At 69.4% G+C, this 23,392-nt stretch carries 23 protein-coding genes; 5 read left to right on the forward strand and 18 right to left on the reverse strand.

Annotation, left to right across the window (positions count from 1 at the left end; translation table 11 throughout):
- Nucleotides 1-9 precede the first annotated feature (9 nt).
- The 10 genes from lpqB to AC5Y30_RS19455 form a co-directional block, all read right to left on the reverse strand.
- Nucleotides 10-1,764 (reverse strand): MtrAB system accessory lipoprotein LpqB, encoded by a 1,755-nt coding sequence (lpqB, locus tag AC5Y30_RS19410; protein ID WP_499920319.1) that lies wholly within the window; start codon nucleotides 1,762-1,764, stop codon nucleotides 10-12.
- Nucleotides 1,764-3,440: an MtrAB system histidine kinase MtrB gene (mtrB, locus tag AC5Y30_RS19415; RefSeq protein WP_499920321.1), complete on the reverse strand. Its 1,677-nt coding sequence runs from the start codon at nucleotides 3,438-3,440 to the stop codon at nucleotides 1,764-1,766. Before mtrB ends, lpqB begins: the two co-directional genes overlap by 1 nt.
- A 37-nt stretch (nucleotides 3,441-3,477) precedes the next feature.
- A complete protein-coding gene (mtrA, locus tag AC5Y30_RS19420) occupies nucleotides 3,478-4,164 on the reverse strand; it encodes a two-component system response regulator MtrA (protein ID WP_007168097.1) in 687 nt (228 codons plus the stop codon).
- An 80-nt stretch (nucleotides 4,165-4,244) separates the two neighbouring features.
- Nucleotides 4,245-4,877 (reverse strand): dTMP kinase, encoded by a 633-nt coding sequence (locus tag AC5Y30_RS19425; RefSeq protein ID WP_499920323.1) that lies wholly within the window; start codon nucleotides 4,875-4,877, stop codon nucleotides 4,245-4,247.
- 14 nt (nucleotides 4,878-4,891) lie between these two features.
- A complete protein-coding gene (gene ahcY / locus AC5Y30_RS19430; protein ID WP_499920325.1) occupies nucleotides 4,892-6,364 on the reverse strand; it encodes an adenosylhomocysteinase in 1,473 nt (490 codons plus the stop codon).
- A 96-nt stretch (nucleotides 6,365-6,460) separates the two neighbouring features.
- Nucleotides 6,461-7,081, reverse strand: a complete 621-nt coding sequence (gene alkX, locus AC5Y30_RS19435) for a TetR family transcriptional regulator AlkX (protein WP_499920740.1) — start codon at nucleotides 7,079-7,081, stop codon at nucleotides 6,461-6,463.
- Nucleotides 7,082-7,131: 50 nt separating this feature from the next.
- The gene (locus AC5Y30_RS19440; RefSeq protein WP_499920326.1) at nucleotides 7,132-7,317 is read right to left on the reverse strand and encodes a rubredoxin; all 186 of its coding nucleotides are present in this window, start codon (nucleotides 7,315-7,317) and stop codon (nucleotides 7,132-7,134) included.
- Nucleotides 7,314-7,487: a rubredoxin gene (locus AC5Y30_RS19445; protein WP_499920327.1), complete on the reverse strand. Its 174-nt coding sequence runs from the start codon at nucleotides 7,485-7,487 to the stop codon at nucleotides 7,314-7,316. Before AC5Y30_RS19445 ends, AC5Y30_RS19440 begins: the two co-directional genes overlap by 4 nt.
- Complete coding sequence (locus AC5Y30_RS19450) at nucleotides 7,484-8,722, reverse strand: alkane 1-monooxygenase (protein WP_499920329.1); 1,239 nt, start codon at nucleotides 8,720-8,722, stop codon at nucleotides 7,484-7,486. Before AC5Y30_RS19450 ends, AC5Y30_RS19445 begins: the two co-directional genes overlap by 4 nt.
- A 101-nt stretch (nucleotides 8,723-8,823) precedes the next feature.
- A complete protein-coding gene (locus tag AC5Y30_RS19455; protein ID WP_499920331.1) occupies nucleotides 8,824-10,341 on the reverse strand; it encodes an APC family permease in 1,518 nt (505 codons plus the stop codon).
- A gap of 99 nt (nucleotides 10,342-10,440) precedes the next feature.
- Here AC5Y30_RS19455 and AC5Y30_RS19460 point away from each other — a divergent pair, with 99 nt between their 5' ends.
- Complete coding sequence (locus AC5Y30_RS19460) at nucleotides 10,441-11,823, forward strand: FAD-dependent oxidoreductase (RefSeq protein ID WP_499920742.1); 1,383 nt, start codon at nucleotides 10,441-10,443, stop codon at nucleotides 11,821-11,823.
- Here AC5Y30_RS19460 and manA read toward each other — a convergent pair.
- The 4 genes from manA to AC5Y30_RS19480 form a co-directional block, all read right to left on the reverse strand.
- Nucleotides 11,801-13,027, reverse strand: coding sequence for a mannose-6-phosphate isomerase, class I (gene manA, locus AC5Y30_RS19465; protein ID WP_499920332.1), 1,227 nt, complete (start codon nucleotides 13,025-13,027; stop codon nucleotides 11,801-11,803). The two genes, AC5Y30_RS19460 and manA, sit on opposite strands and share 23 nt — an antisense overlap.
- An 8-nt stretch (nucleotides 13,028-13,035) precedes the next feature.
- Nucleotides 13,036-14,136 carry a TobH protein gene (locus AC5Y30_RS19470; protein WP_499920334.1) on the reverse strand — a complete coding sequence of 367 codons (1,101 nt, stop codon included), beginning with the start codon at nucleotides 14,134-14,136 and terminating at the stop codon, nucleotides 13,036-13,038.
- Nucleotides 14,133-15,530: a phosphomannomutase/phosphoglucomutase gene (locus tag AC5Y30_RS19475; RefSeq protein ID WP_499920335.1), complete on the reverse strand. Its 1,398-nt coding sequence runs from the start codon at nucleotides 15,528-15,530 to the stop codon at nucleotides 14,133-14,135. The genes AC5Y30_RS19470 and AC5Y30_RS19475 overlap by 4 nt, the downstream gene beginning before the upstream one ends.
- A gap of 75 nt (nucleotides 15,531-15,605) precedes the next feature.
- On the reverse strand, nucleotides 15,606-16,049 hold the full coding sequence (locus AC5Y30_RS19480; protein ID WP_499920337.1) for a DUF3499 domain-containing protein: 444 nt from the start codon (nucleotides 16,047-16,049) through the stop codon (nucleotides 15,606-15,608).
- A gap of 188 nt (nucleotides 16,050-16,237) precedes the next feature.
- Between AC5Y30_RS19480 and AC5Y30_RS19485 the strand changes: the two genes are divergently transcribed.
- Entirely contained in the window at nucleotides 16,238-16,660 is a 423-nt protein-coding gene (locus AC5Y30_RS19485) for a metallopeptidase family protein (RefSeq protein ID WP_499920744.1), read from the forward strand.
- Between the two features lie 61 nt (nucleotides 16,661-16,721).
- Here AC5Y30_RS19485 and AC5Y30_RS19490 read toward each other — a convergent pair whose 3' ends face one another.
- The gene (locus AC5Y30_RS19490; RefSeq protein ID WP_066868492.1) at nucleotides 16,722-17,060 is read right to left on the reverse strand and encodes a WhiB family transcriptional regulator; all 339 of its coding nucleotides are present in this window, start codon (nucleotides 17,058-17,060) and stop codon (nucleotides 16,722-16,724) included.
- 389 nt (nucleotides 17,061-17,449) lie between these two features.
- Here AC5Y30_RS19490 and cofD point away from each other — a divergent pair, with 389 nt between their 5' ends.
- The 3 genes from cofD to AC5Y30_RS19505 are packed head-to-tail and all read left to right on the forward strand — an operon-like array spanning nucleotide 17,450 to nucleotide 20,380.
- Nucleotides 17,450-18,451: a 2-phospho-L-lactate transferase gene (gene cofD, locus AC5Y30_RS19495; RefSeq protein WP_499920338.1), complete on the forward strand. Its 1,002-nt coding sequence runs from the start codon at nucleotides 17,450-17,452 to the stop codon at nucleotides 18,449-18,451.
- A complete protein-coding gene (locus tag AC5Y30_RS19500; RefSeq protein WP_499920339.1) occupies nucleotides 18,448-19,797 on the forward strand; it encodes a coenzyme F420-0:L-glutamate ligase in 1,350 nt (449 codons plus the stop codon). The genes cofD and AC5Y30_RS19500 overlap by 4 nt, the downstream gene beginning before the upstream one ends.
- A gap of 40 nt (nucleotides 19,798-19,837) precedes the next feature.
- Nucleotides 19,838-20,380 (forward strand): NUDIX domain-containing protein, encoded by a 543-nt coding sequence (locus AC5Y30_RS19505; RefSeq protein ID WP_499920341.1) that lies wholly within the window; start codon nucleotides 19,838-19,840, stop codon nucleotides 20,378-20,380.
- 58 nt (nucleotides 20,381-20,438) lie between these two features.
- Here the strand turns inward: AC5Y30_RS19505 and manB are convergent, their stop codons facing one another.
- The 3 genes from manB to rfbD are packed head-to-tail and all read right to left on the reverse strand — an operon-like array spanning nucleotide 20,439 to nucleotide 23,305.
- Nucleotides 20,439-21,515, reverse strand: coding sequence for a mannose-1-phosphate guanylyltransferase (gene manB / locus AC5Y30_RS19510; RefSeq protein WP_499920343.1), 1,077 nt, complete (start codon nucleotides 21,513-21,515; stop codon nucleotides 20,439-20,441).
- A 1-nt stretch (nucleotide 21,516) separates the two neighbouring features.
- On the reverse strand, nucleotides 21,517-22,407 hold the full coding sequence (locus AC5Y30_RS19515; protein WP_499920345.1) for a glycosyltransferase family 2 protein: 891 nt from the start codon (nucleotides 22,405-22,407) through the stop codon (nucleotides 21,517-21,519).
- Nucleotides 22,400-23,305, reverse strand: a complete 906-nt coding sequence (gene rfbD / locus AC5Y30_RS19520; RefSeq protein ID WP_499920347.1) for a dTDP-4-dehydrorhamnose reductase — start codon at nucleotides 23,303-23,305, stop codon at nucleotides 22,400-22,402. Before rfbD ends, AC5Y30_RS19515 begins: the two co-directional genes overlap by 8 nt.
- Nucleotides 23,306-23,392 lie beyond the last annotated feature (87 nt).

Here is a 23,392-nt window from a genome sequence, read left to right on the forward strand (position 1 = left end):
GTGTGACAGCTAGCCCGGCAGCACCGGGGCCGCACCGGGCACCGTCAGCCCAGGCACGTCCGACCAGCCCTGCTGACCGTCGGCCGACGGCGAATACTGCAGCACCCCTTGCGGACCCGCGACGTAGGCCGTCGACGGATTGGCGGCCACCGTCGTCACCGGCATCTGCAAACCGTGCGGCGGCGCATCGGAGTTCACCCCGTCGATGTTCACGTACGACACCGGATGGCCGGCGTCGGTACGCGTCACCACGATGTCGTCGCCGGTGCGCCACGACAGCGACACCACCGAATTGCCCAGCCCGAAACCGAGCCGCCGAGGGAAGGTCAACGCGTACTGCCCGGCCTGGGTCTGCTCGACGCTGGCGAGAATCACCTGGCCGCCGATCACCATCGCGGCGCGGGTGCTGTCGCGGGACAGCTGCAGGTCGGTGATCGGTCCCGGGAACCGGGTGGCCACCGCCACCGAATCCACCGGGAGGCGCGCGGGTTGGCCGGAAGCCGGCTCCTGGATCGCCCGCAACACGTTGTTGCCGTCGACCACCACCCAGACGACGTCGTCCAGCGACCAGGTCGGCCGCGACAGGGTGTGCCCGTCGGCGGATTGCACCGCCTCCTGGCCGAGATCACCGATCCACAGGGACGCGGCCATATCCGGGGCACCGCGATGCAGCGTCACCACCGACGCGACCTGCCTGCCGCTGCGCGAGAGCGCCGCGCCGGTCTGGTCACCCATGCGGCCGAACGCGCCGGCCACCATCGTGGTGTGCTGGCCGTCCAGCGCGACCAGTGAGCCGTTCACCAGGGCATGCAGCCCCGCTCCCGCGCCGTCGGCCGCGCCGGGGTCGGTGGCGGCGACGTCGGAGGTGGTCCACCCGTCGCGGAACCGGTCGTCCAGCGGCGCACCGTCGGCGTTGATCACATACGGTCCGCGGATGTCGGCCCGGGCCAGGGTCCAAATGATCTGTGCCGCAACCAATTGCCGGCTGTGCGGATCGGTGGTGGACAGCTTTTCCAGTTCGACGCGCGCACCGCCGTAACCGCGCCCGATGCCGTTCTTGCCGCCGTCGGCCCGGGTCACCGGGCCGCGCAGCCGCAGGGGCGGTGCGAGCAGGTTGCGGACCGTGTGCGCCATCTCGGGCCGCGGCCCGGCGATCATCTTGGAGATCAGCTCGGTGGCCAACTGGTCGTGGTCGGGCACCGCGACGTAGCGCGGGTCGGGAACCACCGTCTTGCCGGTCGGGTCGTCGAAGTACAGCGTGTTGCGTTTGTAGGTGGACTGAAACTGCTGCCAGTCCAGAAACACTCCGTTGGGTAGCCGGTCGATGCGCCAGCCGCCGGAGGTCTTGACCAACTCGATCGGCCCGGGGTCGGGCAGCACACCCTCGGCGGTCTCGAACACTCCCACGTCGGACAGCGAACCGAGGATGTCCGCCCGCATGGTCGCCGAAACACGTTCGGCCGCACGGGTTTCCACGAACACCACATGGTCGATCAGCAGCGCGCTACCGGCATCGTCCCAGGCGTTGGACGCCGACTGGGTGAGGAACTGCCGCGCAGCCAGATGCCGGTTCGCGGGATCGGCTGTGGCCTTGAAGAATTCGCGCAGCAGCACGTCGGGATCCATGCCCGGGGTCGGCTTGGGCAGGTTCGACGGCGCGGGCCGCTCGACGGTGCCGATGGCCTGGGGCGCCGACGAGCTGGGCACCCCGGCACAACCGGCGAGCAGCATGGCCAGCATCAGCAGGCCCAACAACCGCCGCATCACAACGTCCTCTCGGCCGGCTCTCGTTGCCGCGTACGGTCTTTGGCGTGCTGTGGCCCCGTGGGGGCGGGTTGCGGAATCGGCTTCATGGGCAACGGGCTGGTGGTGACCTTGTGGCCGCGCACCAACGGCAGCGTCAGCCGGAAGCACGAACCGTCGCCCGGTTCACCCCACGCCTCCAGCCTGCCCTGGTGCAGGCGCGCGTCCTCGATGCTGATGGCCAGGCCGAGCCCGGTGCCGCCGGAGCGGCGCACCCGCGAGGGGTCGGCTCGCCAGAACCGGCTGAACACCAGCTTCTCCTCGCCCGGTCGCAGCCCCACCCCGTAGTCGCGGACGGTGACGGCGACCGTGTCCTCGTCGGCGGCCATCCGGATCTTGACCGGCTTGTGCTCGGCGTGGTCGATGGCATTGGCGATCAGGTTGCGCAGGATGCGCTCCACCCGGCGCGTGTCGACCTCGGCGATCACCTCTTCGGCCGGCAGATTCACCTTCAGTTCGATGCCGGCTTCTTCGGCCAGATGCCCGACGTTGCCCAGCGCGCTCTGCACCGTGGTGCGCAGGTCGACGGCCTCGACCGACAGCTCGGCGACACCGGCGTCGTGCCGGGAGATTTCCAGCAGGTCGTTGAGCAGCGACTCGAACCGGTCCAGCTCGTTGACCATCAGCTCAGTGGAGCGCGCCAGCGTCGGGTCCAGGTCGGCGCTGTGGTCATAGATCAGGTCGGCGGCCATCCGCACCGTGGTCAGCGGGGTGCGCAGTTCGTGGCTCACGTCGGAGGTGAAGCGACGCTGCAGATTACCGAACTCCTCCAGCTGGGTGATCTGGCGCGACAGGCTCTCGGCCATGTCGTTGAACGACATGGCCAACCGCGCCATGTCGTCCTCGCCGCGCACCGGCATGCGTTCGGACAGATGGCCTTCGGCGAAACGTTCGGCGATGCGCGACGCCGATCGCACCGGCACCACCACCTGCCGCGACACCAGCAGCGCGATGCCGGCCAGCAGCACCAGCAGCACCGCGCCGCCGGTGATCATGGTGCCGCGCACCAGCTGGATGGTGGCCTGCTCGTTTTTCAGCGGGAAGATCAGGTACAGCTCCAGGTTGGCCACCTGAGACGACGCCGGCGTGCCGACGATCAGCGCCGGCCCGGAGAAGCCGTCGGTGTGCACGGCGGCGTACTGATACGACGCCTGCCCGGCCTTGACGAAGCCGCGCAGCGAACCGGGCACCTGGTCGACGGGGCCGGCCGTGGTCGCCGCGCGCGGGCCGTCACCCGGCACCATCAGCACCGCGTCGAAGGCGCCGGCCAGCCCCGCACCCGAGGCCGGATCGGTCTTGGAGGTCAGCGTGTTGCGCGCCAGCTGCAGGCTGCTGTCCAGCGAACGCGCCTCTTCGCCGTTGACGATCCCGCCCACGGTGGTGCGCGCCCGCTCGATCTGCTCGATGGCGGCCTTGACCTTGACGTCGAGCACGCGATTGGTGACCTGACTGGTCAATACGAATCCGAGCGCCAAAATGACCGCGAGGGACAGCCCCAGCGTCAGCGCCACCACCCGCAGCTGCAGCGAGCGCCGCCAAGCGATGGCCACGGCCCGGCTCACTGTACCCATGCCACGAGTCATGGGGCCGGAGCGCCCCCAGCGGCTCCGAGTGCGTCGCCGGGAGCCCCAGATCACCGCCGGCGCCCCCTACGGCGCTCTAGAAGTGCGCGGGTCACGGAGGTCCGGCCTTGTAACCCACTCCTCGAACGGTCAACACAACGGTCGGGTTCTCAGGGTCTTTCTCGACCTTGGCACGCAGACGCTGGACGTGCACGTTCACCAAGCGGGTATCCGCCGGGTGACGATAGCCCCACACCTGTTCGAGCAGCACATCACGAGTAAACACCTGCCGCGGTTTGCGCGCCAACGCCACCAGCAGGTCGAATTCCAGCGGTGTCAAGGAGATCTGCTCGCCGTTGCGCGTGACCTTGTGCGCCGGCACATCGATCTCGACGTCGGCGATCGACAGCATCTCGGCCGGCTCGTCGTCGTTGCGCCGCAGCCGCGCCCGCACCCGGGCCACCAGCTCCTTGGGCTTGAACGGCTTCATGATGTAGTCGTCGGCACCCGACTCGAGGCCCAGGACCACGTCGACAGTGTCCGTCTTGGCGGTGAGCATCACGATCGGCACACCGGAATCGGCGCGCAACACCCGGCACACGTCGATGCCGTTCATGCCGGGCAGCATCAGGTCCAACAACACCAGATCGGGGCGCAGTTCGCGCACCGCAGTCAGGGCCTGGGTACCGTCACCGATGACCGCAGTGTCGAAACCCTCCCCACGAAGCACGATGGTGAGCATCTCGGCTAGCGAAGCGTCGTCGTCGACGACCAAAATCCTTTGCCTCATGGAGTCCATGGTGTCACCAGATCGGGACAAAACTCGGGCACCACACGGGCGTTTCTCCTTCGAAACGGCCGAATCGTGACAAATCTGTGCTAGTTGGCGGTCAAATCGGCAACCAGCCGGCCCGGATCGACGTCCGCGTCGACGCTGCGCCAGCGGCCGCCCCAGCCCGCGGCGGCCAGTTCGGCGTAGACCGCGCCGGTGCGCTGCTGAAGCCCGTCGTCGCGTTCGTAGCTGTCGCGCGCCCGGCCCGGATCGGCCTCGGCCCGGCCGCGGGCGCGCCGCCCGGCCAGTTCGGCCGGCACCGCGAGCAGCACCTGCCAGTCGGGCGCGGGCAGCCCGAGGCGCTGGTACTCCAGCGCGTATATCCATTCCACGGCCGGCCCGGCGGCATCCTGGTGCAGGCGGGCCGCGGTGTATGCCGCGTTGGAGGCGACGTAGCGATCCATGATCACCACGTCGTGCTCGCGGCGCAGCGCGCCGATTTCGTCGACCGCCCCGGCGCGGTCCAGCGCGAAGAGCATCGCCATCGCATAAACCGACGACGCGAGGTCGCCGTGCTCGCCGTGCAGGGCCTCGGATGCGATGTCGGCGGTCACCGATCGCCCGTAACGGGGGAAGGCCAGCATGGCGACCGACTTGCCGTTCGCCTCGAACAAGTTGCGGAGCTTGTCCGTCAGCGTGCGCTTGCCGGCGCCGTCGATGCCTTCGATCGCGATCAGCACGGCGGCCGGGCGGCTCAGTAGCGGTAGTGGTCGGCCTTGTAGGGGCCGTCGACGTCGACGCCGATGTACTCGGCCTGCTCCTTGGTGAGCTTGGTCAGTTCGCCGCCGAGCGCCTCCACGTGGATGCGCGCCACCTTCTCGTCCAAGTGCTTGGGCAGCCGGTAGACCTCGTTGTCGTACTCGTCGTTCTTGGTCCACAGCTCGATCTGCGCGATGACCTGGTTGGAAAAGCTGTTGCTCATCACGAACGACGGGTGGCCGGTGGCGTTACCCAGGTTCAGCAGCCGGCCCTCGGACAGCAGGATGATCGACTTGCCGGTGTCCGGAAACGTCCACAGGTCGACCTGCGGGCGGATGTTGGTCTTGGTGGCGCCGGACTTCTCCAGCCGGGCCACCTGGATCTCGTTGTCGAAGTGGCCGATGTTGCCCAGGATCGCCTTGTCCTTCATCGCCTTCATGTGCTCGAGGGTGATGATGTCCTTATTGCCGGTCGTGGTGATGACGATGTCGGCCTCGCCGATCACGTCCTCCACCCGCTTGACGTCGAAGCCCTCCATCAGCGCCTGCAGGGCGTTGATCGGGTCGATCTCGGTGACGGTCACCCGCGCGCCCTGCCCGGCGACCGACTCGGCGGACCCCTTACCGACGTCGCCGTAGCCGCAGATCAGCACCTTCTTGCCGCCGATCAGCACGTCGGTGCCGCGGTTGATTCCGTCGATCAGCGAGTGCCGGCAGCCGTACTTGTTGTCGAACTTGCTCTTGGTGACCGAGTCGTTGACGTTGATCGCGGGGAATGCCAGGTCGCCGGCGGCGGCGAACTGGTAGAGCCGCAGCACGCCGGTGGTGGTCTCCTCGGAGACGCCCTTGATCGACGCGGCGATCTTGGTCCACTTGTCCTTGTCGGTCTCGAACCGCTTGCGCAGCAGGTTCAAGAACACCCGGTGCTCGGTCGAGTCGTCTTCCTCGTCCGGCGGCACCACGCCGGCCTTCTCGTACTGCGCGCCGCGCAGCACCAGCATGGTGGCGTCACCGCCGTCGTCCAGGATCATGTTGGCCGGCTCGTCGGGCCAGGTCAGCACCTGCTCGGCCGCCCACCAGTACTCCTCGAGCGTCTCGCCCTTCCACGCGTACACCGGCACGCCCTTGGGCTCCTCCGGGGTGCCATGGGGCCCGACGACCACCGCGGCGGCGGCGTGGTCCTGGGTGGAGAAGATGTTGCAGGACGCCCAGCGCACCTCGGCGCCCAGCGCGACGAGGGTCTCGATCAGCACCGCGGTCTGCACGGTCATGTGCAGCGAACCCGAGATGCGCGCGCCCTTGAGCGGCTGCACGTCGTGGTACTCGCGGCGCAGCGACATCAGACCCGGCATCTCCTGCTCCGAGAGCTCGATGTCCCGGCGACCGTAATCCGCCAACGACAGATCGGCGATCTTGAAATCGATGCCGTTCCGAACGTCGGGGGTGAGTGCGTTTTCGGTCGTCGTCATAACGTGTCTTCCTTTTAGGCTCGCTCGGATCCAAGCGGTAATTAGCTTAGGTATGTTCTTGGGCCACTGTAGTCGCGGGTCCGCGCGCCGTGCGGGTCAGGGAACGTTGATGACGCCGTGACGCTCCGCGAACGGCGTCATCAACCGGGCCAGGTCGGCGGCCACGTCTTCGCTGCGAGCGGGAGACACCCCCGGGTCCGCCTCAGGCGGCATCGACACGTAGCTCAGCGCCAGCCGCACGATGGCACGCGCCAGCACGCCGGCGTCCTCGTCGCTGGCGGCCACCCAGCTGTGGGTGAGCGCCGTGGCCAACCGTTCGGAGGCGCGGTTGACGATGGGGGCGCTGCCGATGGTGATGAGCTGCAGCAGGTCCGGCTTGGCCACCCCGGTGAGCAGCGAGATCACCAGGGGGTCCGCCGCCAGCTCGGTGAACAGGTCGCGGAAACCCTGCAAAAACGCCTCGTAGATGTCGCCGATGTTGGCTTGCAGCGCGGCGTCGACGGCGTCGACCAGCCGATCGGCCAGGCGCAGGGCGTACCCCTGCGCCAGGCCCTGCCGGGAGCCGAACTCGTTGTAGATCGTCTGCCGGCTGATGCCGGCGGCGCGGGCCACGTCGGACAGGGTGATGGCCGACCAGTCCCGCGTCAGCAACAGATCCCGCATCGCATCGAGCACCGAGTCACGCAGCAGGGCACGCGACGCCTCGGCGTACGGCATCCGCTTCACAGGCGCGACAATAGCGGCTTTCGCTGCGGCGGTGGCTGCGATCACGGTCGGGCGATCTCCACCATCACGAAATCGGACTTCGCGGCACCGCAATCCGGGCAGCTCCAGTCCTCGGGGATGTCGTCCCACCGGGTCCCGGGCGCGATGCCGTCCTCCGGCCAGCCCTTGGCCTCGTCGTACTCGAATCCGCACTGCACGCAGGCGAAAAGCTTGTAGTCCTCACTCATCGGTTCACTCCTATAGTTTCGAAATCGACCTTCTCGCGCACCGCGCAATCGGGGCAGCACCAGTCTTCGGGGATTTCACCGAACGGCGTGCCCGGCCGAAAGCCTTCCCGCGGTTCGCCTTTCGCTTCGTCGTAGGTGTAATCGCAGCCTGGGCAACGATAGGCGGTCATGCCGTCACCCCGTGACGGGCCAGCAGCTTCTCGCGCAACCGCGGCTGCACGTTGATCCGGGTGATGTCGCCGTCGTAGTGCGCCAGCACCCGGTGGTCCATCACCTTGCGCCACAGCGGCGGGAAGTAGGTGAGCGAGATCATCGACGCGTACCCGCTCGGCAGGTTGGGCGCGCCCTCCATGCTGCGCAGCGTCTGGTAGCGCCGCGTGGGGTTGGCGTGGTGGTCGCTGTGCCGCTGCAGGTGGTAGAGGAACAGATTGGTCACCACGTGGTCGGAGTTCCAGCTGTGCGCGGGGGTGCAGCGCTCGTAGCGCCCGCTCGAATTCTTCTGCCGCAGTAGGCCGTAGTGCTCCAGGTAGTTGACCGACTCCAGCAGGCTGAAGCCGAAGACCGCCTGGATGACCATGAACGGGATCAGCGCCGGGCCGAAGATCGCGATCAGCACTCCCCACAGCACCACCGACATCAGCCAGGCGTTGAGGACGTCGTTGGACAGATACGTCTTGGGGTGCCACGGGCTGGAGCCCTGCCGGCGGATCCGTTGCGCTTCGAGCCGCAGCGACGAACGCAGGCTGCCGAACACGCTGCGCGGCAAGAACTCCCAGAACGTCTCGCCGAAGCGCGCCGACGCGGGGTCCTCCGGGGTGGCGACGCGGACGTGGTGGCCCCGGTTGTGCTCGATGTAGAAGTGCCCGTACCAGGTCTGCGCCAGGGTGATCTTGGACAGCCAGCGCTCCAGCGAGTCCTTCTTGTGGCCCATCTCGTGGGCGGTGTTGATGCCGACGCCGCCGAGCACGCCGACCGAGAGCGCCAGTCCCAGCTTGCCGGCCCAGCCGAGGGCGCCGTCGAAGCCCAGCCAGCTCAGGTTCGACGCGGTGAACAGGTAGGCGCCGAAGATCACGCTCAGGTATTGGAAGGGGACGTAAATGTAGGTGCAGTAGCGGTAGTACTTGTCGTTCTCCAGCTGCTCCATGACCTCGTCGGGCGGGTTCTGCCCGTCGGGCCCGAAGCGCAGGTCCAGGATCGGCAGCAGAACCCAGAGCAGGATCGGCCCGATCCACAGCGGCACCTGCGCGGCGCCGTGCCAGCCCAGCCGGTTCAGACCCCAGATGAGCGGCAGCATCGCGAACAACGCCGTCGGGGCGATCAGCCCCATCAGCCACAGTCTGCGCTTCTTGTCCCGCCAGGCCAGCGGCTCGGAATCCCTGCTCAGTTGCGGTTCGAATGTGGTCATATGCCAAACCTCCTTGTGAGTCACACCACGTTGAGATTGGACAATACCGCCGTTTGCGTCTCCTGTCTAGACAAAAGACGTCAATTTGTAAAGCCGCTGGCCTAGGGCACCGGGGTGTGGGGGTCGGCCTCGAGCGCGTCGCTGCGTTCCGTCTCCCCTTCCTCACGACGGCCCAGCACCGAGTGCCGGTAGCCGTATCCGGCGTAAATGGCCGTGCCGACGGCCAACCAGACGCCGAACCGGACCCAGGTGAGCGCCGTGAGGTTGAGCATCAGCCACGCACACGCGGCGATCGAGGCGATCGGAAGCAACGGCACCCACGGCGCCTTGAAACCGCGCTCCAGATCCGGTCGCGTCCGGCGCAGCACCATCACGCCGGCCGAGACCAGGACGAAGGCGAACAGCGTTCCGACGTTCACCATCTCCTCGAGCTTGGTGATGGGAAACACCGACGCCGTCACGGCCACCACCACGGCGACCAGCACGGTGATCCGTACCGGAGTGCCGTGCGTGCCGGTCTTGGCCAGCGACCGCGGCAGCAGCCCGTCGCGCGCCATCGCGAACAGGACCCGGCACTGGCCGAGCATCAGCACCATCACCACGGTGGTCAGTCCCGCCAGCGCGCCGATGGAGATGATCTTGCTCGCCCAGTGGATGCCGTTCGCGGTGAAGGCGGTGGCCAGGTTCGCCTGCCCGCGGCCCTTGACCGTCTTGAGCTGGGTGTAGGAGACCATGCCGGACAGCACGACGGCGACGGCGACGTAGAGCAGGGTGACGATGCCCAGCGACGCCAGGATTCCCCGCGGCACATCGCGCTGCGGATTCTTGGTCTCCTCGGCCATGGTGGCGACGATGTCGAACCCGATGAACGCGAAGAAGACGATCGACGCGCCGGCCAGCACGCCATACCAGCCGTAGTGGCTGCCGTGCGCGCCGGTCAGCAACGACAGGACGGACTGGTCGATGCCCTTGGCGTCACGGCCCGCCTCGGCCTTCGGGATGAACGGCGAGTAGTTGGCGCGCTTGATGTAGAAGACACCGACCACCACGACGAAGATCACCACCGACACCTTGATCGCGGTGATCACCGCCGAGAACCTCGATGACAACTTGGTGCCCAACGCGATCAGGGTGGCCACCCCCGCGACGATCACCAGTGCCCCCCAGTCGACCTGGGTCGAGCCGAATTTCGCGGTGCCGCCGGCGAATCCGAAGACGGTGCCCAGATAGCTCGACCAGCCCTTGGCCACCACCGCGGCGCCGATCGCCAGTTCCAGCACCAGATTCCAGCCGATGATCCAGGCCAGGAACTCCCCGAAGGTGGCGTAGGAAAAGGTGTAGGCGCTGCCCGCCACCGGCAGCATTGAGGCGAACTCCGCGTAGCACAGCGCGGCCAGCGCGCAGGTGCCCGCCGCGATCACGAACGACACCCAGATGGCCGGCCCGGTGATGTCGCCGGTCGTCGACGCGGTGACCGTGAAGATGCCAGCGCCGATCACCACCGCGACGCCGAACACCACCAGGTCGCGCCAGGTCAGGTCCTTGCGCAGCTTGGTGTCCGGCTCGTCTGTGTCGGCGATGGATTGCTCGATCGATTTGGTCCGCCATCGATTGGCCATGCATTCGCCCTTTCCCAGCGCTGGGAGCCGTTGGTCCGTCACAGTACTGGGTACTCTCGGCAAATGCCGGATAGCGGAGCAGCGGCCAGGGATCATGCTGTGGTCATCGGGGGGAGCATCGCCGGTCTGTGCGCCGCTCGGGTGCTTTCGGATTCGTACGCGCGGGTGACGGTGTACGAGCGCGACGAGTTGCCGGACGGCCCGGCGAACCGGGCGACGGTTCCTCAAGACCGGCACCTGCACATGCTGATGGCGCGCGGGGCGATCGAATTCGAGGGCCTTTTCCCGGGCCTGCTCGACGACATGGTGAGCGCCGGGGTGCCCAAACTGGAGAACCGGCCCGATTGCATCCACCTCGGCGCCGCGGGCCACGTGCTGGGTACCGGGCACACGCTGCGCGATGAGTTCACCGCCTACGTGCCCAGCCGCCCGCATCTGGAATGGCAGTTGCGACAACGGGTCCGCGGCATCGACAACGTCGACCTGGCGCGGCGCTCGGTGGCCGAGCCGCGGTTCGACCGCGCGCGACAGCGGGTGACCGGCGTGCTGCTGGATCCGGCCGACTCCGAAAGCACGGACCCCGAATTCGTGGCCGCGGATCTGGTCGTCGACGCGGCCGGCCGGGGCACCCGGCTGCCGGCGTGGCTGGCGGAATGGGGTTTCGAGCGCCCGATCGAACAGGAGCTGGACATCGGCATTCACTACGCCACCCAGCGATTCCGCATCCCCGACGGGCTGATCGCGGAGAAGGTGGTGGTCGCCGGCGCCTCGCATGACATGTCGCTGGGGTTGGGCATGCTCTGCTACGAGGACGGCACCTGGGTACTGACCACCTTCGGCGTGGCCAATGCGAAGCCGCCGCGGACCTTTCCCGAGATGCTCGCGCTGGCGCGGCGGCTGCTCCCGGACCATTTCAATGCGGCGCTGACGCGGGCCGAGCCGCTGGGCGATCCGGCATTTCACGCCTTCCCGGCCAGCAAGTGGCGCCGCTACGACAAACTGGACCGCCTGCCCGCCGGCATCGTCGCCTTCGGCGACGCGGTGGCCAGCTTCAATCCGACCTTCGGGCAGGGCATGACGATGACCTCGCTGCAGGCCGGGCATCTGCGCCGCGCGCTGCGATTCCCGGACCATCAAGTCGCCGCGGAGCTGAACCGCGCCACCGCCAAGAGCACTTTCCCGGTGTGGACGATGAACGCGATCGGCGACGTCACCTTCCACCACGCCGGCTCCAAGAAGCCGATCCCCTGGTGGTGGCGGCCCTCAGGCGCGCTGTTCGATCAGTTTCTGGGCGCCGCGGAGACCGAACCCGTTCTGGCGGAATGGTTCTTGCGGCGATTCTCGCTGCTCGACAGCCTCTATATGGTCCCGCCGCCGCGGATCATCGGCCGCGCGATGGCGCACAACCTGCGGCTCTGGTTAGGCGAGCGGCGCGAAGCCGCCAACCGGCGGCGCCGGCTCACAGCCCAACCGTCGCCCTGAACAGCTTGGTCGGTTCGTGCGCCTCGAGCCGGATCGGGGCGTCGTCGGCCGCCACCCAGGCGGCCATCCCCCGCTTCAACGTCAGCGAACCGGATTTGCCATGGACGGTCGTGGAACCCTGGCTGCACAACAGGATCTGCGGGCCGTCGTGGCTGCACGTCGCGTCCACCTCATGGCCGACGTACTCGTCATCGAGCGCCAACAGCGCGACCGCGAACTCGTCGGTCGGTGTCTCATAGATCAGTCCGAAGCCCTCTCGGCGGATCCGCGGCCGCAGCTGCTCCTCGGTGGTGGGCGCGAAGTCCAGCACGCGCAGCAGCTCGGGCACGTCGACGTGCTTGGGGGTCAGGCCGCCGCGTAACACGTTGTCCGAGTTGGCCATCACCTCCACCGCGAAACCCCGCAGATAGGTGTGCAGGTTGCCGGCGGAGACGAAGATGGCCTCGCCCGGGGCCAGGCTGATGCGATTCAGCAGCAGCGCCGCCAGCACACCGGCGTCGCCGGGATAGCGCTCGCCGAGCTCCAGCACCGTCTTGGCCTCGGCCGCGAATTCCGTTGCGCCCGAGCTGAGGTACGCGATGGCGCCGTCCAGCACGGCGGTCACCAGCACGTCGATGTCGGGCTGCGGCGCGGTGATCCAGGTGGTGAACAACGCGCGCAGACCGTCGGCGTCGGACTGGTCGTTGAGCAGGTCGATGTAGGGGTCCAGGTCGGAGACGGCCAGGGCCCGCAACAGCTCGACGGTGCGCGACGCCTGCCGGAAGCCGGCCAGCGCCTCGAACGCGTGCAGCGCCACCAGCAGCTCGGGCTTGTGCGAGGTGTCGCGGTAGTTGCGCACCGGCGAGGTCAGCGGAATGCCGACCCGCTCCTCGCGCAGGTAACCCTCGGCCGCCTGCGCGGCGCTGGGGTGCGCCTGCAGGGACAGCGGCTCGTCGGCGGCCAGCACCTTGACCAAAAACGGCAGCACGTCGCCGAAGCGCGCCCGCGACGTCGGCCCGAGCTGGCCCTCCGGGTCGTCGACCAGGGCCTCGAGCAAGGTGATTTCGCCGCTGTCGGTTTCCAGCCAGGCCGGATCACCCGGGTGCGCCCCAAACCACAGCTCCGCCTCCGGATGCGCCGCCGGCACCGGACGCTCGGTGAATTCGGCGATGGCGGTACGCGAACCCCAGGCGTACGTTCTCAAGGCCCCGCGAAGCAGTTCCACTGTTGTATCTATCCCCGCACCAGTCGCATATAAACCGCGGCCATTTCCAGCCGGACGGCCAATACTGCCAGTTGCTGCTCGGGGCTACCGGGTCCCCCCAGCGCCGGCGAAACGCCGTAGCCGGCCGAGCCGCCGGGCCCGTCGGGCACGTCCTCGGCGGCGAGCAGGTACACGTCGTCGAGCCCGGCCGTCCGCGCGGCCACACCCGTCTGCTCGGACTCCAGGACGACGGCCAGCACACGCAATCGCTGCGGCAGCGGTCCGTCGATCTGTTCGTCGTGGAACAGCGCGGCGTCGGGATCCTCGAAGCCGCCCGCCGCCCCCGCGCGCAAGGCGACCACCGCGTCCGCGAGGCAGGCGGCCGGGGTCACCTGGTTCGCGACCCGCAGCAGCACCGAGCTGCCGTGCCGGGCCAGCGCGAGCGTCGCGGCCCCGTCGCCGGCCAGCACCACCTGGCGCTCGGCGATCCGCGCGGCCAGCAGCTTGGCCGGGTTGGTGAACAGCTCGCGGGCGGCGCTGTTGCGCAGCGCCTCGGCATCCAGCTCGTCGGCGAGCAACGCCAGGTCGACCTTGGGCCGGGGGTCCACGGCGTGCAGCAGCGCGAGCCCGGCGGCCAGGTACCGGCACAGGCCGAACTCGTCGGGAACCCAGAGCCGGGGCGCCAGCACGGCCGCTCCCCCGGCGGTGGCGTCCCGCAGCGGACCCTCATAGGGCGCCGCCACGACCACCCGCGCGCCGCGGCGCAAGCCCGTGGCGGCCGCGGCGACCAGCGCGGGATCGCCCGGATCGCCGCCCGCGACGACCAGCACATCGAGCGGGCCCACCCACGGCGGTGCCTCGCCGGCCAGAGTGAAGGGCTGGGAAGCGGTTCCACCCATCGTCGCGGCCAGCATCGTCCCGGCCGTCTCGGCGGTGCCGCGCCCGGCGACCCAGATGACGCTGCGCGGACGGTCGTCGGCACCCAGCGGGGCCAGCGCACCCTCGTCGACCGCGGCGGCGACCGCACGCACCTGGGCACCGGCCGACGAAGCGGCGCGCAGCAGGCCGTCGCGGTCGGCGGCCAGCAGGCCCTCGGTGTCCTCCAGATCGATCGCCCGGGTGGCGTTCACGGCGCGGCCTTCGCGCCCGCCGAGGCCGCCGTGATTTCGGAACTGATCTGGGCGACCACCGCGGCCACGTCCTCAACCGTGCGCGCCTCAACGTTCAGCCGCAGCAACGGCTCGGTGTTGGAGCTGCGCAGGTTGAACCAGCTGCCGTCGCCCAGGTCGGCCGTCACCCCGTCCACATGATCGAGGGAGTGAATCCGGGCGCCGAACGACTTGAGCACCGCTTCCGTGCACTGCCCGGCGTCGGCGACGGTGAAGTTGATTTCGCCCGACGATTCGTAGCGCTGGTAGTCCGCGGTCAACTCCGACAGCGGGCGGTCCTGCTCGCCGAGGGCGGCCAGCACGTACAGCGCGGCCAGCATCCCCGAGTCGGCACCCCAGAAGTCGCGGAAGTAGTAGTGCGCCGAATGTTCGCCGCCGAAGATCGCGCCGGTGTCGGCCATCAACGCCTTGATATAGGAGTGCCCCACCCGCGACCGCAGCGGGGTGCCGCCGCGCTCGGCGACCAGTTCGGGCACCGCGCGCGAGGTGATCACGTTGTGGATGATCGTCGCGCCGATCTCCCGGCTCAACTCACGGGCGGCCACCAGGCTGGTCACGGTCGACGGCGACACGGGGTTGCCGCGTTCGTCGACGACGAAGCAGCGATCGGCGTCGCCGTCGAAGGCCAGGCCGATGTCGGCGCCGGTCTCGCGCACGAACGCCCGCAGGTCCTCCAGGTTGGCGGGGTCGAGCGGGTTGGCCTCGTGATTGGGAAACGAGCCGTCGAGCTCGAAGTACAACGGCTCCAACGTGATCGAGCCGATCGGGCCGAGCACGGCGGGCGTGGTGAGGCCGGCCATGCCGTTGCCGGCGTCCACGGCCACCCGTAGCGGGCGCAGCCCGGAGGTGTCCACCAGCGACCGCAGGAACTGTCCGTAGTCGGCCAGCACGTCGCGATCGCTCGCGTCTCCCGGTTGCCCGTCGTAGGCGTCGACGCCGGCGATCACGTCGTCGGCGACCAGCCGCAGCCCGGTCTCGGCGCCCACCGGTTTGGCCCCCGCACGGCACAGCTTGATGCCGTTGTAGGCCGCCGGGTTGTGGCTTGCGGTGAACATGGCGCCCGGGCAGTCCAGCAGTCCGGAGGCGAAGTAGAGCTGATCGGTGGACGCCAGGCCGATGCGCACCACGTCCAGTCCCTGGCTCCGCACCCCGGCGGCGAACGCCGCCGCCAGCGCGGGCGAACTGTCCCGCATGTCGTGGCCGATGACGACCTGGCGGGCGCCCTCGCCGCGCATGAGTTTGGCGAACGCTGCGCCGAGATCGGTGACCAGCGACTGGTCGAGCTCTTCGCCGACTAGCCCACGCACGTCGTATGCCTTGACGACACGGTGGACAGTCGCGGCGGGCCGAGACATGCGGGACTCCTGACGACGTGAACTCTTGGCGTCAGCCTATCGGGCTACGGAGAACTGAGGTCACCACCGTCAGGGCTAGTCGCTGGGATCGGGCAGCACGCGCAGATGTCCGCGGCGCCGTCCGGAGCGATGCTCGGGCGGTGCCAGCAGGCTGCTACTGGGCGCGGTGGCCTGAGATCCGCCGTGATGGATGTGCGCGTCGGAGAAGCCGTTCGCGGGGGTCGCCGCGTAGGGCGCGCCGCGATCGCCGCCCTCGCGCACCGCGTCGGCCAGGGCGACCAGGTCGTCCTCGTCGGGGTGGGCGGGCTCCGAAAGGAGGGGTCCGGCATGGCGCACCAGCTCCCACCCGCGGGGCGCGGTGATCCGGCCGGCGTGGTTGACGCACAAATCCCAGGAATGCGGTTCCCGCGCGGTCGCCAACGGACCGACGACCGCCGTCGAGTCCGAGTAGACGAACGTCAGGGTTGCCACGGCGTAGTGCGGGCACCCGGGCCGGCAACAGCGACGGGGAACGTTCACGATCGAAAGGCTATCGTGCGCAAACGTCGCCGAAGCGCCGGACACGCGCAACCGGCCGGCCCTCGATGTGCAACCGTTACCATCGGCGCGTGGGTGATTCGCGCAGCTCCCCGCGAAGAGATCGGTTCTCCGGCGGACCGGCTCCGCGCCGGACCGGGACCCACCGACTCTTCCGCAGGGGCCGCGATATGCGCGGCCCGCTGTTGCCCCCGTCCGTGCCGGGGTGGCGCAGCCGCGCCGAGCGGTTCGACATGGCCGTGCTGGAGGCCTACGAACCCATCGAGCGAAGCTGGCAGGATCGGCTGGCCGAACTCGACGTGGCCGTCGACGAGATTCCGCGCATCTCGGCCAAGGATCCCGACAGTGTGCAGTGGCCACCCGAGGTGATCGCCGACGGGCCGATCCCGCTGGCGCGGTTGATCCCGGCCGGCGTCGACATCCGCGGCAACTCCACGCGGGCGCGAATTGTGTTGTTCCGCAAGCCAATTGAGCGACGGGCCAAAGACACCGTCGAACTCGGCGACCTGCTGCACGAAATCCTGGTGGCCCAGGTCGCGATCTACCTCGACGTCGAGCCGTCGGTCATCGATCCGACGATCGACGACGAATAACTGCTGCTTGCGCGTGAGTGCTGGCGGCTTAACGCTCAGCGCGCGTTGCGATCAGCGTGCGTCAGATGATGCCGCGCTTGAGGCGGCGGCGCTCGCGTTCGGACAAACCGCCCCAGATGCCGAAGCGCTCGTCGTGCTCGAGGGCGTACTCGAGGCACTCATGACGCACCTCGCACCCCAGGCAGATCTTCTTGGCCTCGCGGGTGGAGCCACCCTTCTCCGGGAAGAAGGCCTCGGGGTCGGTCTGGGCGCACAGCGCGCGGTCCTGCCATTGGTCGGCGGCCGGCTCCGGCATGGGCTCGGGCTCGAATGCGATTGGCGCATCAGGAACCACGGTCAGATGCGGCCGAGCGGGGCGGTCCAGTGCCGGGTCGATGTCGGTGTGCGGCGTGCTCGCCATGGCGCCTTGAAAAGTTTCGTAAGACATACGGTCGTCCGCCTCCTCAGCTTGATTGAGAGAGAGTGATTGGTTTCCCACTGTTCTGATGTACAGACAATTCGAACAAGTGATCGAATCTCGGTCTGCGACACCGGAGTCGGCCGGCCAACCGGGAAATGACACTGTTGTGATTAGACACGGGTTGACCTGCCGGGTCAAGCACTTCGGCGCATTTCCATACCATCTCGTGATCGAATTTCGGCGTTTCTGTTGTTTTGGGCCTTCGGCGTGTCGATCACAGTGCCCTCAACTTCCTCAGGAGTTGCCCACAACCGGTGGGGAACCGCAACTTTGAGGCACCCCCGGTGGGCCCACCACAGCGCCGCCGCCGGGCAGTACTGTCGTGCAATGTGAAGGTCACCGTTCTGGTCGGTGGGGTTGGCGGCGCCCGCTTCCTGCTGGGGGTTCAACAGTTGTTCGGGCTCGGTCAGTTTCAACCGCAACGGCGCCCGGACACGGAGGCCGACAGTCACGAGCTGACGGCGATCGTCAACATTGGCGATGACGCCTGGATACACGGACTGCGAATCTGCCCCGATTTGGACACCTGCATGTACACCTTAGGTGGAGGTGTAGATCCGGAGCGAGGGTGGGGGCACCGAAACGAAACCTGGCACGCCAAAGAGGAATTGGCGCGCTACGGGGTGCAGCCGGATTGGTTCGGGCTCGGCGACCGCGACCTGGGTACCCACCTGGTGCGCACCCAGATGCTCAACGCCGGCTACCCCCTGTCGCAGATCACCACCGCGCTGTGCGACCGCTGGCAGCCCGGCGCGCGGCTGTTGCCCGCCAGCGACGACCGGTGCGAGACCCACGTCGTGATAACCGATCCCGACGACGGCAGCCGGCGGGCCATTCACTTCCAGGAGTGGTGGGTGCGGTACCGGGCCCAGGTGCCCACGCACAGCTTCGCCTTCGTGGGCGCCGAAAAGGCGGCCGCCACAATCGATGCCACAGCGGCCATCGCGGACGCGGACGTCATCCTGCTGGCGCCGTCCAACCCGGTGGTGAGCGTCGGCGCCATCCTGGCCGTGCCCGGCATTCGCGGCGCGTTGCGCGCCGCACGCGCCCCGATCGTCGGCTACTCGCCGATCATCGGTGGAAAGCCTTTGCGCGGCATGGCCGATGCCTGCCTGTCGGTGATCGGGGTCGACTCCACCGCCGAGGCGGTCGCCCGGCACTACGGCGCGCGCCGCGACACCGGCATCCTGGACGGCTGGCTGGTGAGCGAAGACGATCGCGCCGACATCGACGCCGTCGAGGTGCGCTCGGTGCCGCTGGTGATGACCGACCCGAAGGCGACGGCCGAGATGGTCAGGGCCGGGCTCGACCTGGCGGGGGTGACGCCATGACGACCGCCGGCGAGCACGGCGCCGCCGCCGCCATCGAAATCCTGCCCGTCGCCGGGCTGCCCGAATTCCGGCCCGGCGACGATCTTGGCGCGGCCGTCGCCGCGGCGGCCCCGTGGCTGCGCGACGGCGACATCGTCGTCGTCACCAGCAAGGCGGTGTCCAAGTGCGAGGGCCGGCTGGTGCCGGCGCCGCAGGATCCCGAACAGCGCGATCGGTTGAGGCGCAAACTGGTCGACGACGAAGCCGTCCGAGTGCTGGCCCGCAAGGGCCGAACCCTGATCACCGAGAACCGGATCGGCCTGGTGCAGGCCGCCGCGGGCGTGGACGGATCCAACGTCGGGCGCGACGAACTGGCGCTGCTGCCGGTCGACCCGGACGGCAGCGCCGCGGCGCTGCGGGCCGCGCTGCGCCGGCGCCTCGGGGTCGACGTCGCCGTGGTCATCACCGACACGATGGGCCGCGCCTGGCGCAACGGCCAGACCGACGCGGCCGTGGGCGCGGCGGGTCTGGCTGTGCTGCACGGCTATTCGGGGGCCGTCGACCAGCACGGCAACGAGCTGCTGGTCACCGAGGTGGCGGTGGCGGACGAGGTCGCCGCCGCCGCCGATCTGGTCAAGGGCAAACTGACCGCGATGCCGGTGGCGGTGGTGCGGGGCATGTCCGTGACCGACGACGGCTCGACCGCGCGGCAGTTGTTGCGGCCGGGCACCGAAGACCTGTTCTGGCTCGGCACCGCCGAAGCCCTCGAGGCGGGCCGCCGCGAGGCGCAGCTGCTACGGCGATCGGTGCGCCGGTTCAGCGCCGAGCCGGTGCCGGCGGATTTGTTGGAAGCCGCCGTCGCCGAGGCGCTGACCGCGCCGGCGCCCCACCACACCCGCCCGGTGCGGTTCGTCTGGCTACAGACCCCGGCCACCCGGACCCGGCTACTGGATCGCATGAAGGACAAGTGGCGCGCGGACCTCGCCGGTGACGGCCGGCCCGCCGACTCGATCGACCGGCGGGTGGCGCGCGGCCAGATCCTCTACGACGCGCCGGAAGTCGTCATCCCGATCCTGGTGCCCGACGGCGCCCACTCTTATCCCGACGCCGCCCGCACCGCCGCCGAGCACACCATGTTCACGGTTGCGGTCGGCGCGGCCGTGCAGGCCCTGCTGGTCGCACTCGCCGTGCGCGGGCTGGGCAGCTGCTGGATCGGCTCGACGATCTTCGCCGCCGACCTGGTGCGCGCCGAGCTCGGGCTGCCCGCCGACTGGGAGCCGTTGGGCGCCATCGCCATCGGCTATGCCGCCGAACCGGCCGGGCCGCGCGATGTCCCGGACCCCGGTGATCTGCTGATCCGCAAGTGATACTGGGCCCAGGGTGTCGTTGCGGGATCGGCGGGGTGCGATGAGCGTTCGGGAGTCGGCGATCGCGATGCTGTCGGATTGGGAGCCACCCGACCCGGCCCAGGATTCGTTGCGCCACGCGGTGTTGGCGTTCGTGCACGCCCGCAGCGATGCGTGTCGGCGCGAATGCGTGCCGGGGCACGTGACCGCCTCGACGCTGGTTCTCGACCACTCCGGCAGCAAGGTGCTGCTGACGTTGCATCCCCGCCTCGGCCGATGGGTGCAGCTGGGCGGCCACTGCGACGATGACGACGCCGACGTCCTCGCCGCCGCCCTGCGCGAGGCCGCCGAGGAGTCCGGGATCGACACGCTGCGCATCGAACCCCGCCTGGCCGCGCTGCACGTGCACCCGGTGACCTGCTCGCTGGGCGTGCCGACCCGCCATCTGGATCTGCAGTTCGTCGCGCACGCCCTGGCCGGCGCGCAGATCGCGATCAGCGACGAGTCCGACGACTTGCGGTGGTGGCCCGCCGACGCGCTGCCCGACGGGACGGACTACGCGCTCGCCTACTTGGTCGCCCGGGCCACGCGAACGTCACGCTAGCGTGGCCGCCGGGGTCGAACGCCACGCTGGCGTGACGCTCGGCGGGGTGAGGCGCCGCCTAGACGTCGGACGAGTAGCGGATCCCGCCGTCGGGAATCGACACGCCGGGCCACACCCGGGCGCCGCGCAACAACTCGCAGCGCGCCCCGATGTCGGCGCCGTCGCCGATCACGCCGTCGCGGACCAGCGCCCGCGGGCCGATGCGCGCGCCGAAGCCGATGATCGAACGCTCGATCACGCTGCCCGCCTCGACCTTGACGCCGTCGAAGATCACGGCGCCGTCCAGCCGGACGCCGGGGCCGATCTCGGCTCCCCGCCCGACGACCGTGCCGCCGATCAGCACCGCGCCCGGCGACACCGCCGCGCCGTCGTGCACCAACTGCTCGCCGCGGTGGCCGTGCAGCGCCGGCGACGGCGCGATGCCGCGCACCAGATCCGCCGAGCCGCGGACGAAGTCCTCCGGCGTACCCATGTCTCGCCAATAGCTGGCGTCGACGTAGCCGCAGACCTTCACGTCGGGATCCGACAGCAGCGCGGGGAATACCTCGCGTTCCACCGAGACCTCACGGCCCCGCGGAATCCGGTCGATCACCGCGCGCGAGAAGACGTAGCACCCGGCGTTGATCTGGTCGGTCGGCGGGTCCTGGGTCTTCTCCAGGAACGCGGTCACCCGGCCCTCCTCGGTGGTCACGCAGCCGAACGCGCGCGGGTCGCCCACCCGGACCAGGTGCAGCGTGACGTCGGCGTCCTGAGCCGAGTGAAAGTCGAGCATCTGGCCCAGGTCGGCTCCGGAGAGCACGTCGCCGTTGAACACCATCGCGGTGTCGTGCCGCAGGTGGCCGGCGACGTTGGCGATGCCGCCGCCGGTGCCCAAGGGCCGCTCCTCGGTGACGTACTCGATCTGCAGACCCAGCTTGGAGCCGTCACCGAACTCGGCCTCGAACACCGCCGCCTGATACGAGGTGCTCAGGATGACGTGGTCGATGCCGGCCGCCGCGACCCGCGAGAGCAGGTGCGTGAGGAACGGCAGTCCCGCGGTGGGCAGCATCGGCTTGGGCGCCGACAGGGTCAGCGGCCGCAGCCGGGTGCCCTTGCCGCCGACCAGGATCACCACATCGACGTCTGGAGTTCCCACCTCAGTGTCGCCCTTCTAGGAGTTTCCGCCGCCCGGACGCGCGCAACGCACTGCGCACCATCAGGCGCGACCGCACCATCAGCGAGGCGCGCAGCGTCCAGCGCAGCGGAGCGCGCAACCAACCGGAATGCCGGTCGGCCAGAAACATGTACGTGCTCCTGTGGTGCGCGGCCAGGTGGCTGGCTGGGTCCGAGCCGGTGGAGTGGCCCTTGTGATGCAGCACCTCCGCCGACGGCACATACACCGACAGCCAGCCGGCCTTGCCGAGGCGGTCGCCCAGGTCGACGTCCTCCATATACATGAAGTAGCGCTCGTCGAACCCGCCGATCTGGCCGAACGCCGACCGCCGCACCAGCAGGCACGACCCCGACAGCCAGCCCACCGGGCGCTCGCTGGGCTCCAGCCGCTCCTGGCGGTACGCCGCCGACCACGGGTTGCTCTTCCACAACGGCCCGACCACCGCGTGCATGCCGCCGCGGATCAGGCTGGGCAGGTGCCGCGCCGACGGATACACCGATCCGTCCGGCTCGCGGACCAACGGGCCCAGCGCGCCGGCGCGCGGCCAGCGCGACGCGGCCTCCAGCAGTTCGTCGATGCTGCCCGGGCCCCACTGCACGTCCGGGTTGGCGACGATCACCCAGTCGTCCTCGGGATCCAGTTGCGCCACGGCGCGATTCACCGCGGTCCCGTAGCCGAGGTTGGCGCCGGTGTGGAACAGCCGCACGTTGGGATAGCGGTCGACGGCCGCCTCCGGGGTGCCGTCGGTGGAGCCGTTGTCGGCCAGCAGCACGCACACCTCTCGCTCCGTGGCCAGCGACAGGGAAGCCAGGAAGCGTTCCAGGTGCGGACCCGGCGAGTAGGTCACGGTCACGACCGGCAGGACGTCAGTCACGCGTAGAGGGTAACGGTCGATCGGCGGCGGCCCCGTTATCGGCGGCGGCCAGCGCCGCGGCAAGCGCGGGGCGCCAAGGCCGCAGCGGCCGCATCCCCGCCGCGACGGACTGGCCGCTCGACAACGCGGAGTAGACGGGCCGGGGTGCGGGGCGGGGGAAGTGATCGGTGGTGACGGGCCGCACCCGCTCCGGGTCGGCGCCGCATTCCTCGAAGACCGCGCGGGCCTGCTCGAACCGCGAGCAGGCGCCCTCGTTGGCGGCGTGCAGGATCGGGCCGGGCGTGCGATCGTCGACGATCTGCAGCAGCGCGGCGGCCAGGTCGCCGACGTAGGTCGGCGAGCCGGTCTGGTCGTCGACCACGTCCACCGGGCCGTCGCCGGCGGCCAGCCGGCGCATGACGGCGACGAAGTCCTTGCCCGTGCCGCCGGTATAGACCCAGGCGGTGCGGACCACGACCGCCTCCGGCAGCGCCGCGAGCACGGCCCGCTCCCCCGCGGCCTTGCTGCGTGCGTACACACTCTGCGGCGCGGTCTGATCGGTGGGCTCGTAGGGCCGCGGCGGTGCGCCGCCGAAGTCGCCGTTGAACACGTAGTCGGTGGAGACGTGGACCAGCTGCGCGCCGGCCCGCGCGCAGGCGCGGGCGATGTGCGCGGGTCCGGCTTCGTTGACCGCGAACGCGCCCGCCTCGTCGGTTTCCGCGCCATCGACGTCGGTGTAGGCCGCGCAGTTGATCACCACGTCCCGACGCCGCACGATCCGCTCGGCCGCCGCGGGGTCGGTGATGTCCCACTGCGACGACGTCAGCGCCAGCGCGTCACGGCCCTGACTCGCGGTCAGCGAGGTCAAATAGCCGCCCAGCTGGCCACCGGCACCGGCGATCACAATCCTGCCTGACATGGTTTTCAGTCTGGCATGGCCCGAGAAGGCTGGAACCAAGCCCGGGGCGCGCGGGCGCTGGCTACCAGTGAAGCCACTGTGTCGCAA

This window comes from Mycobacterium sp. NGS27, from assembly GCF_059813005.1.